This is a genomic window from Cryobacterium sp. M91 (assembly GCF_002929615.1).
Classification (GTDB): domain Bacteria; phylum Actinomycetota; class Actinomycetes; order Actinomycetales; family Microbacteriaceae; genus Cryobacterium; species Cryobacterium levicorallinum.
Window position 1 is genome coordinate 99,132 of record NZ_PJJT01000080.1, and the last position, 15,358, is coordinate 114,489.

Below are 15,358 nucleotides of genomic sequence, written 5' to 3' on the forward strand. Positions count from 1 at the left end.
TCGCGAGTTGGGCTCCTGGGTTTGCTCAGGAGCCCAACTCGCGGGTTTGGCGGCGTCCGTTCTGAGCCACATTGTGGCAGTCCAGCAGTCCGAATCAACTTCTACAGTGAGGTAGCCCCGGCATGGTGAGCTTCATCCTGAGACGAATTCTCGTTTCCATTCTCATCCTGATCGCCGCATCGTTTCTGATGTACGTCATGGTCGGCTATTCGGCGCAACCGCTGCAAGATCTGGAAGGCAGCAACTCTCCCAATAAACAGCAGCTGATCGATGCCCGGGTTGCGCGGCTCGACCTCGACGTGCCGCCGCCTCTTCGCTGGGTGCTCTGGCTCGGCGGCGTCGCCAAGTGTGCGATCCCCTTCGCCAATGCCTGCGACCTCGGGTCGACGATCTCGAACGCCCAGGTCCTCGATATTCTCCCCAACGCTTTGGCCGCCACCGTGCAGCTGGTCACTTTCGCCCTTGTGCTCGCTATTTTGCTCGGTGTCACGATCGGCATCATCACCGCGCTGCGTCAGTACAGTGGCCTCGACAACACCGTCACCTTCGTCAGCTTCTTCCTGTACTCGTTGCCCGTATTCCTGGTCGCCGTGCTGCTGAAAGAGTTCATCGCCATCGGCTTCAACGACTTTCTCCGTGATCCTGTTATTGGCGCTGGAGCACTGGTGGTGATCGGCCTCGTCGTCGGTGCCATCTGGCAGTCACTGCTCGGCGGTGACCGCCGGCGTCGACTGGTGGTTTTCCTGGTGTCGGGGCTGGCTACGTCCGGGGTGCTGCTCCTGATGAGCGCGACGGGCTGGTTTATGAATCCGGGCCTGGGGCCGATCCCGGTCATCCTTCTGGTCGCGGCGATCGCCCTCGGTGCGGCGACCCTGCTGGCCGGACTGCGCAACCGTCGGGCACTGATTACCGCCGGTATCAACGCTGCGGTCGCTATCGCGGCGTATTTTGTGCTCCAGCCCCTATTCGACGTTTCGAGCGCCGGAACGCTGTTCATTCTCGCACTCGCTACGATCGCGTTCGGGCTGGTCAGCGGCTTTCTGGCCGGTGGCTATGATCGCGGCCAAAATATGCGCGTCGGTCTCGTTACCGCGCTTTTTTCCGGCGCGGTCGTGCTGGTTGACCGGTTCATGCAGTCCTGGGGTGCCCTCCTGACGGCGACCAACGGGCGCCCGATTGCCACCGTGGGTTCAAAGACTCCGGGACTGTCCGGGGACGTGTGGCTCGCTGGCCTCGACACGTTTGTCCACCTCACCCTGCCAATTATTGCCCTCTTGCTGATTTCCTTCGCCGGGTACACCCGGTATTCCCGCGCCGGCATGCTCGAGGTGCTCAGTCTCGATTACATCCGTACCGCGCGCGCCAAGGGGCTTCCGGAGCGCACGGTGATCGTGCGGCACGCGTTCCGGAACATGCTCATCCCGCTGACGACTCTCGTCGCTTTTGATGTCGGGGCCCTGCTCGGTGGCGCAATCATCACCGAGCGGATCTTCGCCATTCCCGGCATGGGCAGCCTGTTCAACGCCGGCTTGTTTCGAGGTGACCTCAATCCGGTGATGGGCTATTTTCTCATCGTCGCCGCGATGGCGATCACCTTCAATTTTCTGGCCGACATGGCCTATGCCGGGCTCGACCCGAGGGTGAGGATCCGTTAAATGTCCACACCAATTGGTTCGGGGCCTACCCCGTCGTCCACTGAAATCTCTGCCGACGAACTCGCCGCGGCGAGTTCGGTACCCGAGAGTCAAGGCCGCCTGATTTGGCGCCGATTTATCGGCAACAAGGTGGCCGTGGCGTCGATCATCATTCTTCTCCTCATCATCTTGTTCTCCTTTTCTGCTATCGGCATTGGTCCGATTTCCGGCTGGTGGAAGTTCGGGTTTAAAGAACTCAACCCGCAGGTGAATGGGGGCGACCCCACGCTCTCGCTCGTGCCGCAGTTTCTCGGCGGCGACGGTGTTTCCCTCGGGGAACATCCGTTCGGTCAGGACCGCATCGGCAAGGACTACTTCGCCATGACCATGCGGGGTATTCAGAACTCCGCGCTCGTCATGGTCGTTCTGGGCCTCATCGCAACCGTTCTGGGCGTGGTGGTCGGGGCCGTCGCCGGCTATTACCGCGGCATGGTCGATGCCGTGTTGATGCGCATCACGGACGTCTTCATCGTGATTCCCGCGCTCGTGATCGGCTCGGTCGTCGGCCAATGGTTCGGCAGCCTGGGTGCCCCGGTACTGGCGATCATGCTGGGGTTCTTCTCCTGGATGGGCATTGCCCGGCTGGTGCGCGGTGAGTTCCTGTCACTGCGCGAACGTGAGTTCGTCGAGGCAGCCCGGGTCGCCGGGGCGTCCGACGCGCGCATCATTTTCAAGCACATCCTTCCTAATGCCATGGGCGTGGTCATCGTGTCGGCGACGCTCATCATGGCCTCGGCCATTCTGCTCGAGACAGCGCTGAGTTTTCTTGGCTACGGCATCCGCTCTCCCGACGTGTCGCTGGGACTGCTGATCAGCTCCAACCAGTCGGCGTTCCAGACTCGGCCGTGGCTGTTCTGGTGGCCCGGTGCGTTCATCGTGTCACTGGCGCTGCTGGTCAACTTTGTCGGCGATGGTTTGCGCGATGCTTTCGACCCGCGCCACCGCAGGTTCAAGCTCAGCAAGATGCGCGAAACCCGGCCCGAACCGGAACTGGAGCGTGAACCGTGATGCCGATCACGGGCACACCGGTGCTGCGCTCAGGCCAGAAGAAGAGCCACAATGGATACCGCAGCGACGGCTGCAAGCACGCCCGCACGACACCAGGCCCAGACGACCGTAACGGGAGTCTGGGCCGCGAGGCCGCCGTCCACCCGGCCACTCTTTTGCAGCGCGTCCCAGCGCGAGCGCACCAGTTGCGCCGCCTCGCCGGACTCACTCCCCGGCAGGTCGCCGGGCCGCGGGGAGCCGCTGACATTGGGCACGGGGTCGGTGGTTTTGCGACGCCCGGCACTGGTCAGGCTCCGACCAGGAGCCGGGGCGCAGAAGACCGAGAACTTCTTTCCGGGCGTGTACAGGGTGAGCGCGAACTTGGTGTCGACGTGCACGAGCGCCGCCCACGGCACCACGATGGTGCGCAGCGGATTGCGAATGGTCACGGCCGAATCGGTTACCTGCAAGCTTGGCCGCCAGAGCATCTCCCAGACGAACAGCACCACGAACAGGGCCGGAACGACCAGAGCGCGGTTCGACGCGGTCGGCAGCAGGAACAGGCTCAGCGCGCTCAGTGCGGCCACCGCGGCGAAGATGGCGGCGATGACGCGATTGAACCGCGAGTAGAAGACATCCGGGTCTGGCATGCAGCCATGCTGCCAGATTTTGGTGGCAGCCACCTTACGAGCAACAGGATCGACGAAAGCAGGACTTCATGATCGACCAGGTGACGCCCCCATCCTCCGGTCCGGTGCTGCAGGTCAGTGACCTCACCGTGCACTTCGGCGTGGACAATGTCTGGGTGCCGGCCGCGCTCAAACTGAACTACTCGATCGAGCGTGGCAAGGTGCTCGCCATTGTCGGCGAGTCTGGCTCGGGCAAGAGTGCGAGCTCCATGGCCATTCTGGATCTGCTGCCCGAGAACAGCCGCATTTCCGGCAGCGTCAAGCTCAGCGGCCGCGAACTCATGGGGCTGAAGTCCGCGCAGATGCACAAGGTGCGCGGCGGTCAGATCGCCATGATCTTCCAGGAGCCGATGACGGCGCTCAACCCCGTCTATACGATCGGATTTCAGATCATTGAAACCTTGCGGGCCCACTTCGGCATGTCGCCCTCCCAGGCCAAGACGCGCGCTCTGGAGCTGCTCGACATGGTCGAGCTGCCAGATCCGCTGAAAGCCTTCAACTCCTATCCGCACCAATTGAGTGGCGGGCAACGCCAGCGGGCCATGATCGCCCAGTCGATCTCCTGCGATCCGCAACTGCTCATCGCCGACGAGCCAACGACCGCCCTCGACGTGACGGTGCAGGCCGAGATTCTCGACCTTTTGCGGAGCCTCCGTGATCGACTGGACAGCGCCATCCTCTTGATCACCCACGATATGGGCGTTGTGGCCGACCTCGCCGATGACATCGCCGTCATGCGACGTGGTCTCATTGTGGAGCGCGGCACGGTCGATCAGATCTTCAACGAGCCGACCCACCCGTACACGATCGCCCTGCTGAAGGCCGTTCCGCACCTCGGTCAGCGCGGTGACGAAGCGATCGATATGACCGCGGCGCTCGCCATCGGCACCGACATCGTGGTGGACGCCGTGCTCGCCGCTCGCATCCAGGTTAATGAGCGACTGGCCAACGAGGCCGCAACGGCGGCCCGAAATGACCGCCGCGAAGTGGTTGTCAAGTTTGAGGATGTCGTTATCGAGTACCCCAAGCACGGTCGCGTCGCGGCCTTTCGCGCCGTCGACAAGGTCAACCTGTATGTGCGTCAGGGGGAGGTGCTCGGGCTCGTGGGGGAGTCAGGCTCCGGCAAGACCACCCTCGGCCGCGCAGCGATTGGCCTGCTGCCGATTACCGAGGGCAGGCTCAACGTTGCCGGTCATGATATCTCGAAGGCTAACCGGGAGGAGATTCATCGGCTGCACAAGAGTGTGGGTATCGTCTTTCAAGACCCGTCATCCTCACTTAACCCACGGATGCCCATCGGTGAAAGTATCGGGGAACCGCTCAAGCTCGCTAAGGGGTTGAAGGGAGCTGGACTCAGCGCTGAGGTGGAGCGGCTGCTGGACAGCGTCGAGTTGCCGCGCGCCTACCGCACCCGCTTTCCGCACGAGCTCTCTGGCGGGCAGAAGCAGCGGGTGGGTATCGCCCGAGCGCTCTCGCTCGAACCGAAGGTGCTCATCGCTGATGAACCGACCAGCGCCCTCGACGTGTCGGTGCAGGCTCGCGTGCTCGAACTCATCCAGGGCTTGCAGAAGCAGATGAACTTCGCCTGCCTGTTCATCACCCACGATCTCGCGGTGATCGACGTGCTCGCCGATCGAATTGCCGTCATGCATCACGGTCGCATCGTGGAAACCGGCACGAGAGATGAGATTCTGCGCTATCCGAAAGACCCGTATACCCAGCGGCTGCTGGCGGCCGTGCCGATCCCCGATCCGACCGAACAGCGTGCCCGTCGGGAGCTCCGCCGCGAGTTGCTGGCCGCCGGAAACGACCAATAGCAGTGTGCGCCCCACCGGTCGGGGTCAAACAATACGGTAGGATAGTACTTTGGGTCACATTATGACCCCTGGTATCCATTCTTCGTCGCGCGCGAGACTCTGCGGCACTCATTCTTCGTAAGGATCTATTTTTATGGCGATTGCTACACGCAATAACCTCCGAAATGTTGCAATCGTTGCTCACGTTGACCACGGTAAGACAACGCTGGTTGACGCGATGCTCAAGCAGACCGACTCCTTCGCAGACCACTCACACGTTGAAGAGCGCGCGATGGACTCGAATGAACTCGAGCGCGAAAAGGGCATCACGATTCTCGCCAAGAACACGGCGGTCTCGTACAAGGGCATCCACGCCACCGAGGGGCCCATCACCATCAACGTGATCGACACCCCGGGCCACGCTGACTTCGGTGGTGAGGTCGAACGTGGCCTGTCCATGGTCGACGGTGTTGTTCTGCTGGTTGACGCTTCCGAGGGCCCGCTGCCGCAGACCCGCTTCGTGCTCCGCAAGGCGCTGGAGGCCAAGCTTCCCGTCATCCTCCTGGTCAACAAGACCGACCGTCCCGACGCGCGCATCGATGAGGTCGTGGCCGAAAGCCAGGACCTGCTCATCGGCCTCGCGAGCGACATGGCCGACGACTTTCCCGACCTCGACCTCGATGCCGTCCTCGACGTGCCCGTCGTCTACGCCTCCGGTCGTAACGGTGCTGCCAGCTGGAACAAGCCCGAAGACGGTACGCTGCCCGACAACGATGACCTCGAGCCGCTGTTCGATGCGATCCTCAAGCACATTCCGGCACCGACCTACGATGACACGCACCCGCTTCAGGCCCACGTCACCAACCTCGACGCCTCGCCGTTCCTCGGCCGCCTCGCGCTGCTGCGCATCTTCCAGGGCACCATTAAGAAGGGCCAGACCGTGGCCTGGGTGCAGCAGGACGGCACCGTCAGCAACGTGAAGATCACCGAGCTGCTCATCACCAAGGCGCTGGACCGCTACCCGACCGAGAGCGCCGGCCCCGGCGACATCGTGGCCGTGGCCGGTATCGAGAACATCACCATTGGTGAGACCCTCGCCGACCCCGACGACGTGCGCCCGTTGCCGACCATCACGGTTGACGACCCGGCCATCTCGATGACCATCGGAACCAACACCTCGCCGCTCATGGGCAAGGTCAAGGGCCACAAGCTCACCGCCCGCATGGTCAAGGACCGCCTCGACCGCGAACTCGTCGGTAACGTCTCGCTCAAGGTCGTCGACATCGGACGCCCGGACGCCTGGGAGGTTCAGGGTCGTGGAGAACTGGCCCTCGCCATCCTGGTCGAGCAGATGCGTCGTGAGGGCTTCGAGCTCACCGTCGGCAAGCCGCAGGTAGTTGTGAAGCGCGTCGACGGCAAGGTACACGAGCCCTTCGAGCACCTCACCATTGACGCTCCGGAAGAGTACCTCGGTGCCATCACGCAGCTGCTCGCCGCCCGCAAGGGTCGCATGGAGAACATGGCGAACCACGGCACCGGCTGGGTTCGCATGGAATTCATCGTTCCATCGCGCGGCCTGATCGGCTTCCGCACGCAGTTCCTCACCGACACGCGCGGTACCGGTATCGCCAACGCGATCCTGCACGGCTACGAGCCCTGGGCTGGCACCATCAACACCCGCACGAACGGTTCCATCGTGGCCGACCGTTCGGGAGCGGTCACCCCGTTCGCGATCATCAACCTGCAGGAGCGCATGTCGTTCTTCGTGCAGCCGACCTCCGAGGTCTACGAAGGCATGGTCATCGGCGAGAACTCGCGCGCCGACGACATGGACGTGAACATCACCAAGGAAAAGAAACTGACCAACATGCGTCAGTCCAGCTCCGACACGTTCGAGTCGATGACACCGCCCAAGCAGCTCTCGCTTGAGCAGTGCCTCGAATTCGCCCGTGAAGACGAGTGCGTCGAGGTCACCCCCGCCGCCGTGCGTATTCGCAAGGTCGAGCTCACCGCATCCGCTCGCTCGCGCCAGGTTTCGCGCGTGAAGAAGATGGACGCGAACTAACTCGCACCTGCTTTCTCGCAGAAGCCCTCGCAGCCTCGGCTGCGGGGGCTTCCCGCATTAATCCTCGCCGACCCGTGAATCTTGGCCCCAAAAATCGCTCAAATGGCCCCGAAACTCGGCTTGGTTGCGCACCCACTCTTTGTGTCTTTGAGTCTCTTGTCTTTGAGTCCTTTTAGGCGAACAGAGCCGCGCCCACGTAGCTCCCTGCGCTTGCCCCGGCTGGCACCGCGAACAGCGCGCTCCCGACGTGCCGAATGTACTCGTTGAGCGCATCGTGCTTGGCCAGGTTGAGCTGCACCGCGGTGAACTGTGCCGGAGACCGCTGAAAGCTGATGAAGAAAAGACCGGCCTCGAGCCGCCCCAGGTCATCGTTGCCGTCGACGAAGTTGTAGCCACGACGCAGCAGCTTCATGCCGTGGTTCTGGGTCGGATGCGCGAGCCGCACGTGTGCTGCAGCACCGATGAGCGGCTCATTCTCGCGGCCGGCCAGAGTGAAATCTGGCTCGCTGAACTCGGTTCCGCCTGACAGCGGAGCACCGGCACCCTTGGTGCGGCCGAACACCGCCTCCTGCTCGCGAAGAATCGTGCGATCCCAGGTTTCAATGGTCATCCGGATTCGCCGCGCCACCAGGTAGGAGCCGCCGGTCAGCCAGGCGGGCCCGTCGTCCGCGGACGCCCAGACCTGGTCGGTGACGACCGCGGGCTCCTCGGCCTTTATGTTGGCGGTGCCGTCCTTGAATCCGAACAGGTTGCGCGGGGTGGCCTGGGCCGTTGATGTCGATGAGGTTCGTCCGAATCCGAGCTGGGACCAGCGCAGGGCCGCCCGGCCGAAGGCGATGCGGGACAGATTGCGAATGGCGTGCACGGCCACCTGCGGATCATTGGAACAGGCCTGGATGCACAGGTCTCCGTCGCTTCGGCCGGCATCGAGGTCGTCCCCGGGAAAGTGCGGAAGCGGCGTCAGATTGGCCGGGCGGCGGGCGATGATGCCGAAGCGATCGACGCCATCCGCTGTTTCAAACAGGGTCGGACCGAAGCCGAACGTGATCGTAAGGCCGGCCGTGGGCAGCCCCTGCGCCTCACCGGTGTCCTCGGGTGGGGCATCGTAGGGGCCGCTGACGGCGCCGTACTCGCCGATATCCGCTCCGGCGCACATCGCGGCCGCCGCGACCGTCCAGTCCTGGAGCAGCTCGATCAGCTCGGCTCGCGTCACGCCCGCCGAGACGTCGAACGCGGCAAAGTGCAGGCGATCCTGGGCGGGCGTGACAATGCCGGCCTGGTGGCTGCCATAGAACGGGTAGACCGCCGAAGCGGATGCCTCACCCGGCGACGCCGACGCCGCCAGCGCCACCCGGTCCCCGGCTGCGCCCAGCCCGATGCCGGCGACGCTGGCCCCGGCGAGGCCGAGTAGCCCGCGCCGGGAGAGGCCTCGTGCTGTGCCGGCCGGTTTGGTGGACCCGGCCTCGCTGGATTCTGCCCGCTTAGAACCGGTCCAGCCCGTCACAACACGAGCGCGGCCGTGAGCTGGTTGAGCGGCTCGCCGAGCGCGTTGACCTGGTCGGCGAGGGCGCGAATCTCGGCCGGAGTGAGGTCGGTGTAGAGCCTGAAGCCCTCATCAACGCGTTGGGCGTCGAGCAGTGTCTGCAGCGAACCGAACTCGGTGTCGAGCGCAGCGGCCAGGTCGGCATCCGTTTTGAGCAGTATCGGTCGCACCCCGTCGTAAAGCACTTTGGCGCCGTCGACGTTGGCCTGGAAATCCCAGAGGTCGGTGTGCGACCAGGCTTCTTCCTCGCCGGTGACCTTGCCGGTGGCGACCTCGTCGAGCAGGCCGATGGCCCCGTTGGTCTGCTGCGACAGGGTGAACGTGAGGCCCTGCACCTTCTCGTGCAGGGTGGCGGTGTCGGCGACGAGCTGCTCGGTGAGCGCCGCACGCTTCTCGGCGGTGTAGGCCACGAAACCCGCCTCAGCGTCTTGCGGCCAGAGATCCTTCTCGATGGCGTGCCAGCCGGTCCAGTTTTGGCCCTCTTCGAGGTCAGCTTCGCGCAGGTCGAGCTTGGGGTCGAGGTCGCCGAACGATTCGGCGATGGTTTCGACGCGCTCCCAGTGCACCCGGGTGGAGGCGTACAGGCTGCGGGCGGTGTCGTCGTCCCCGGCTGAATAGGCGGCGGCGAACGCGTCGGTGCCGGTGACGAGTTGGTCGATCTGGTCGCTTACGTAGGAGGCGTAGTTGGTGTTCGAGGTATCGATCTGGGTGACGAGGTCGACGTCGACGGTGGCGGCGGCATCCGTTTTGGTGGCGGTGAACTCGGCCTTGCCGACGCCGTCGCCGGTCATGCCCGGTTTGCAGGCGGTGAAGTAGCTGCCCTCGGCGAGCTCCACGACCAGGTCGCGGGTGAGTCCTGGACCGATATTCTCCGCCTCACCCACGATGCGCAGGCCGTCTGCGGCCAGCAGGTAGAACTCGGTCACCTGGTCACCGGAATTGGTGACCGAGAAACGGATGCTGCCGGTCGGCGCCTCGTTCGCGCTCACCGCGCAGTCGGTCGCGCTGCTGTCCACCGTGAGCGCGGTGTGGGTGGCCGCCGGGCTGTTGGCGACGCAGCCGCTCAGCAGGCCGATACCGAGAACGCCGAGGCCGAGCAGGCTGGCGGAACGTAAGACACGGGGCATGGAGATCCTTTGAGCTGGGCGAGAAGAGTTAGTGCGCGGCGACGGGCGTGGGCGCCGGTGCGGTTGGTAGAGCCAGGGCCGGGCGGGCGCTCGGGCGGCCGTGACGGCTCTTTCTGATGAACACCGTCAGGGTGGGCACGGCATAGGCCAGCCAGGCGAACATCTCCAGCCAGGTGGTGGCGGGGGAGAAGTTCAGGGTGCCCTTGAGCAGCGTGCCGTACCAGCTGTCCGGAGGCACGGCGGCGCTCACATTGAAGGCGAGGGCGTGCAGCCCGGGCAGTAGGCCGGCCTCCTGCAGGTCGTGCACGCCGTAGGAAAGCACACCAGCCGCCACGACGATGAGGATGGCGCCGGTATAGGTGAAGAACTTCGCCAGGTTGATCTTGAGCATGCCGGCGTAGATCAGAGCGCCGAGGCCGATTGCCGTCAGGATACCGAGCGCAGCACCGAACAACGGCAGGGTCGTGGCGCCGGTGGCCTGCACGGCCGCCCAGATGAACAGGGCCGTTTCGATGCCCTCCCGGCCGACGGCAAGGAATGCCACGAGCACGAGTCCGAGGCCTGCACCGACGAGGTGTTTGTCGATGTTGCCCTGCAGGTGGCCCTTGAGGTCGCGTGCGGTGCGCAGCATCCAGAACACCATCCAGGTCACCAGCCCGGTCGCGACGATCGAGAGCACGCCGCCGATGGTCTCCTGTGCGGTGAACGACAGCCCGTAGGTGCCGAAGGTCAGCAGCGCGCCGATGCCGAGGGCGAGCAGCACGGCCAGGGCCACACCGAGCCAGATGCGCGGCAGCACGTCACGTCGACCGATTTTCACGACGTAGGCGATGAGAATTGTCACGATCAGCGCGGCCTCAAGGCCTTCGCGCAGGCCGATCAGGTAGTTTGCGAGCACAGGGGTTCCTCGTCGGGTTCGGGCGTCGAATTTGGTAAGGCTAACCTTACCGAATCTGACTCTAGCCCGTGGATCGTGACTGTGTCTAGTTACGATTGGATTCTGAGCCCGTAATCAATAGCCAGCAGAGCAGAAACGGTGCGTGCGCCCATGGTCATGTCCGGCAGTGGTGAGCGGATCCTGATCGTGCATGACCGACCGGGCGACGAATCCGCGCTGACCGGCGGCACGATTGCCCGATTGCGCGCCGACGGGGCGAGGGTCGTCGTGCTCTACGCCACAGCGCTGACCGAAACGGATGCCGCAGCGGTGCAGGCCGCGCTGGCCGCGCTTAGCGCTCGCAGCTGGCATGAGCTGCCGCGCGGGCTGGAGCCCAGCAGCGCTCTGCACAACGAAATCGATGAACTCGGTGCGACCGCCCTGGTCGTCGGCGCCGTTGACGATGTTCTGCGCGACGCCGCGACCGTGGCCGCACACGCGGCCGGCCTGCCCGTGTTTCTGGCCCGAACGGTGCGACAGTCGCCCGGACAGCGCCTCGTGGCGATCGACGTGGGCGCTCAGCTCGAGCAGAAGCTGCGGGCGCTGACGCATTTTCCCGCGCGCTGGAACGTCACCGACCACAGGCGCGACCTGGTCGACGGCACGACCGACGTGATCACCGACACCGAAACGTTTCTGCAAACGAATGCCCCTTACCCCGCCCCGCCGCAGCTCGCCTCCCGGCCCGCTCGCCTCACTCTCGCGAACCGATCGCTGGCCGGCCTCGGCGGCCTGCTCGTGGGCATCCTCTTTGGTGTGTTGGGAACCATCGCGCACCAGGCCACGCTCACGCTGTTCGGCATCGCGCTGCCGATCGGACTGACGATCGCGTTCGTGGCGATCGCTGCGCTGTTGCTCGGCCTGCGCCTCGTGATCGGCGACCGGTTCGTCGTCGGGCTGGCCGCTACCGGGCTGCTGGTGACCATTTTCGTGCTGTCGCTGCGCGGTTCCGGGGGGTCGGTGCTCGTACCTGCGGGTTTGCCGGGAACCTTGTGGACCGTGGTTCCGGCATTGATCGCGGCCTTTGTGCTGGCCTGGCCGAAGCTGCCGCCGCGCCTCCGGGCGCCGCACCAGGGCGGTGGGGCGTAGAATCAGGAGTCCGCTCTCGAAGGGAATCCCAAGCCTGTGACGTATGTGATCGCTCTTCCGTGCGTCGATGTGAAAGATCGTGCCTGCATCGACGAATGCCCGGTGGACTGCATTTATGAGGGCGAACGCTCCCTCTATATTCACCCCGATGAGTGCGTCGACTGCGGCGCCTGCGAACCGGTCTGCCCGGTCGAGGCCATCTACTACGAAGACGACCTGCCCGAACAGTGGGCCGATTATTACAAGGCCAACGTCGAATTCTTCGACGACCTCGGCTCCCCGGGCGGCGCGGCCAAGGTCGGCGTGCTCGCCAAGGACCACCCCATCATCTCCGCGGTGCCGCCGCAGGTTCAGCACTAAGCGGTCTTCGTGCTGAAGCCGCTCCCGGATTACCCCTGGGACCAGATGGTGCCGTTTGCCGCTCAGGCCCGGCAGCACCCCGATGGAATCGTCGACCTGTCGATCGGTTCGCCGGTCGATGCAACGCCCCACGTGGTGCAGCAGTCGCTGCGCGCGGCGACGGATGCCCACGCCTACCCGCAGACCGTCGGCACGCCCGCCCTGCAGCAGGCGATCATCGCTTGGTATGCCCGGCGCCGCGGGGTGACCGGCCTGGAGTCGAACAACGTGCTGCCCACGATCGGTTCCAAGGAACTCGTCGCGCTCATGCCGTTCATGCTCGGCGTCGGCGAGGGTGACACGATCGTGCATCCGCTTGCCGCCTACCCGACCTACGCGATCGGCGCCGCGATCGCGGGCGCCACGCCCCTGGCCGCCGACGACCCTGCCGAATGGCCGGACTCGACCAAGTTGATCTGGCTGAACAGCCCGGGCAACCCCGACGGGCGGGTACTCTCGGTCGACGAGCTGCGCGCCGCCGTCGACCGCGCGCGCGAACTCGACGCCGTGATCGTGAACGACGAGTGCTACGCCGAACTCGGCTGGGACGCCCCGTATGACACCGAACCGATCCCGAGCATTCTTGACCCCCGCGTCATCGAGGGGGATCAGCGCAAGATCGTCGCGATCTATTCCCTGAGCAAACAGTCCAACATGGCCGGGTACCGTGCGGCCTTCGCGGCCGGTGACAGCGACGTGCTGGGCCGGGTGCTCACCGTGCGCAAGCACGCCGGACTCATGCTGCCGGCACCGCTGCAGGCTGCCATGATCGCTGCCCTCGGCGACGACGAGCACGTCGCCGCGCAAAAGGAACGCTATCGAGCGCGCCGCGTTGTGCTCCGGCCGGCGCTCGAACAGGCCGGTTTTCGAATCGACCGCAGCGAGGCCGGCCTGTATCTGTGGGCGACCGAGGGTCGACCAGCCTGGCAATCCATCGAACGGATGGCCTCCCTCGGGATCCTCGCCGGCCCCGGCCCGTTCTATGGTGACGCCTACCCCGAGCACATACGGTTCTCGCTGACCGCGACCGACGAACGTATCGCCGCAGCTGCTGCTCGCTTGCGCGCCTGACCTGTGGATGATCACCAACGAACCGCCCGAACTCTTAGCTGATGCAACAGTAGGCGGCCGGGCAGATTAGGCTGTAGTCGCGACGGAGTCGACCACGGCAGTAAGTTAAAGTGCCGACTCAGTGACGCGTCGCCACATTTCATCCGTCAGTGAGACCCGAGGAGGTTCCGTGACCGACGTTGCGCAGCACATTACAACCGGCGAACCGATGAGCGCTGACCCCAACAAGGTCACGCTTACCTTTCCCGGCGGCAGCGCAGAGTTCCCGATCCTGACCAGCGTGGACGGCGTGTCGAGCATCGACATCTCAACCCTGACCAAGAAGACCGGCCTCACCACGCTGGACTACGGCTTCGTGAACACGGCGGCCACCCGCTCCGCGATCACCTACATCGACGGCGATGCCGGCATCCTGCGCTATCGCGGGTATCCGATCGAACAGATCGCCAAGAACTCGAACTTTCTCGAGACGGCCTGGCTGCTCATCTACGGTGAGCTGCCCAGCGCGAGTGAACTCGCCAACTTTGACGATCGCATCCGTCACCACACTCTTCTGCACGAAGACATGCGCCGCTTCTTCGACTCCCTGCCGCACAAGGCCCACCCGATGAGCGTTCTCGCGTCCGGCGTCTCGGCACTGTCGACGTTCTATCAGGATTCGCTCGACCCGAAGGATCCGGAGCAGGTCGAGATCTCGACCATCCGTCTGCTGGCCAAGCTGCCGGTCATGGCCGCCTACGCGCACAAGAAGAGCATTGGGCAGGCGTTTCTCTACCCCGATAACTCGCTGAGCTTCGTCGACAACTTTCTCAAGCTCAACTTCGGCAACATGGCCGAACCGTACGAGGTCAACCCGGTCGTCAGCAAGGCGCTTGAACGCCTGCTCATGCTGCACGAAGACCACGAGCAGAACGCGAGCACCTCGACGGTGCGCCTGGTCGGTTCGACCGAGGCCAACCTGTTCGCGTCCGTTTCGGCCGGCATTAACGCCCTGTTCGGTCCGCTGCACGGTGGCGCCAACGAAGCAGTGCTCGCGATGCTCGGCGAGATCCAGGCATCCGGTCAGGGCGTCGAGAAGTACGTCGAACGCGTCAAGAACAAAGAGCACGGCGTGAAGCTGATGGGCTTCGGCCACCGGGTCTACAAGAACTACGACCCGCGCGCCACCCTGGTCAAGGAGAGCGCCCACGAGGTGCTCGCGGCTCTCGGCGTCAAGGACGACCTGCTCGACATCGCGCAGGAACTCGAGCACATTGCGCTGAGCGACGACTACTTCAAGGAACGCCGTCTGTACCCCAACGTCGACTTCTACACCGGCGTCATCTACAAGGCGATGGGCTTTCCGACCCGCATGTTCACCGTGCTCTTCGCGATCGGTCGGTTGCCTGGCTGGGTCGCGCACTGGCGTGAAATGAACGAGGATCCGGCCACCAAGATCGGTCGCCCGCAGCAGCTCTACGTGGGCTCCCCGGCCCGGGACTACCTGCGCCGTTAGCGGGCCGGCTGTTCGCCGCCTCGCTGTCCGATCTCAAGTCGTCACCAATTGGGTTGCGGTGGCGTCTCGTCGTCACTGTGCGCCTGCCTACCCGCCCGACGTGCGTGAGGTGCCACTTTTCCCTTGACCGGGTGGGTTCGAAGGTGACGTGCCACCTTTGGCCCCTTCGCGAGCCCCTGGGGACCTCGCCATGGGGCAAAAGATGGCATGTCGCAAGAACGATGGGGCCAGAGTTGGCGTCTCGTGCGTCTCGTGCATCTCGTGCGGCCAGAGTTGGCCGGGACAGTTTCGGCGAGCATCCGCTGCACGGTCAGGCGGAGGGAGTCGCGCCGCTGTGGTCAGCAGCCGGGGCCGTGGGGGTTGGCGAGGCAGTCTTCGGCGACGAGTACGGTGGATTCGTTTGCGGCCATGACGGTGAATGGGGCGGAGGGCATGGTGATGGTGCCGTCGACTGGGCGCCAGCCTT

At 64.5% G+C, this 15,358-nt stretch carries 12 protein-coding genes; 8 read left to right on the plus strand and 4 right to left on the minus strand.

Going from position 1 to position 15,358, the window contains the following annotated elements:
- The first annotated feature begins 122 nt into the window (after positions 1-122).
- Positions 123-1,655, plus strand: coding sequence for an ABC transporter permease (locus CXY80_RS07540; protein ID WP_104132109.1), 1,533 nt, complete (start codon positions 123-125; stop codon positions 1,653-1,655).
- Positions 1,656-2,702 carry an ABC transporter permease gene (locus CXY80_RS07545; protein WP_104132110.1) on the plus strand — a complete coding sequence of 349 codons (1,047 nt, stop codon included), beginning with the start codon at positions 1,656-1,658 and terminating at the stop codon, positions 2,700-2,702.
- Between the two features lie 29 nt (positions 2,703-2,731).
- Here CXY80_RS07545 and CXY80_RS07550 read toward each other — a convergent pair whose 3' ends face one another.
- The gene (locus tag CXY80_RS07550) at positions 2,732-3,331 is read right to left on the minus strand and encodes a PH domain-containing protein (RefSeq protein ID WP_104132123.1); all 600 of its coding nucleotides are present in this window, start codon (positions 3,329-3,331) and stop codon (positions 2,732-2,734) included.
- A 68-nt stretch (positions 3,332-3,399) separates the two neighbouring features.
- On the opposite strand from CXY80_RS07550, the gene CXY80_RS07555 reads away from it, so the two are divergent.
- Together CXY80_RS07555 and typA are read left to right on the plus strand one after the other, a co-directional pair.
- Positions 3,400-5,187, plus strand: a complete 1,788-nt coding sequence (locus CXY80_RS07555; RefSeq protein WP_104132111.1) for an ABC transporter ATP-binding protein — start codon at positions 3,400-3,402, stop codon at positions 5,185-5,187.
- Between the two features lie 133 nt (positions 5,188-5,320).
- Entirely contained in the window at positions 5,321-7,231 is a 1,911-nt protein-coding gene (gene typA, locus CXY80_RS07560) for a translational GTPase TypA (RefSeq protein WP_092450276.1), read from the plus strand.
- A gap of 172 nt (positions 7,232-7,403) precedes the next feature.
- Here typA and efeB read toward each other — a convergent pair whose 3' ends face one another.
- From efeB to efeU, 3 genes are read right to left on the minus strand one after another with little or no spacing between them, the layout of a single operon-like run.
- On the minus strand, positions 7,404-8,735 hold the full coding sequence (gene efeB, locus CXY80_RS07565) for an iron uptake transporter deferrochelatase/peroxidase subunit (protein WP_104132112.1): 1,332 nt from the start codon (positions 8,733-8,735) through the stop codon (positions 7,404-7,406).
- On the minus strand, positions 8,732-9,901 hold the full coding sequence (gene efeO, locus CXY80_RS07570; RefSeq protein WP_104132113.1) for an iron uptake system protein EfeO: 1,170 nt from the start codon (positions 9,899-9,901) through the stop codon (positions 8,732-8,734). The genes efeB and efeO overlap by 4 nt, the downstream gene beginning before the upstream one ends.
- A gap of 28 nt (positions 9,902-9,929) precedes the next feature.
- Positions 9,930-10,799 carry an iron uptake transporter permease EfeU gene (efeU, locus tag CXY80_RS07575; RefSeq protein WP_092450271.1) on the minus strand — a complete coding sequence of 290 codons (870 nt, stop codon included), beginning with the start codon at positions 10,797-10,799 and terminating at the stop codon, positions 9,930-9,932.
- Positions 10,800-10,949: 150 nt separating this feature from the next.
- Between efeU and CXY80_RS07580 the strand changes: the two genes are divergently transcribed.
- From CXY80_RS07580 to CXY80_RS07595, 4 genes are all read left to right on the plus strand, one after another.
- On the plus strand, positions 10,950-11,927 hold the full coding sequence (locus CXY80_RS07580) for a hypothetical protein (protein WP_104132114.1): 978 nt from the start codon (positions 10,950-10,952) through the stop codon (positions 11,925-11,927).
- A 36-nt stretch (positions 11,928-11,963) separates the two neighbouring features.
- Positions 11,964-12,287: a ferredoxin gene (gene fdxA, locus CXY80_RS07585; RefSeq protein ID WP_092450266.1), complete on the plus strand. Its 324-nt coding sequence runs from the start codon at positions 11,964-11,966 to the stop codon at positions 12,285-12,287.
- A gap of 9 nt (positions 12,288-12,296) precedes the next feature.
- Positions 12,297-13,397 (plus strand): succinyldiaminopimelate transaminase, encoded by a 1,101-nt coding sequence (gene dapC, locus CXY80_RS07590; protein ID WP_277871290.1) that lies wholly within the window; start codon positions 12,297-12,299, stop codon positions 13,395-13,397.
- A gap of 208 nt (positions 13,398-13,605) precedes the next feature.
- Entirely contained in the window at positions 13,606-14,892 is a 1,287-nt protein-coding gene (locus CXY80_RS07595; RefSeq protein WP_092450446.1) for a citrate synthase, read from the plus strand.
- Positions 14,893-15,358: the final 466 nt, after the last annotated feature.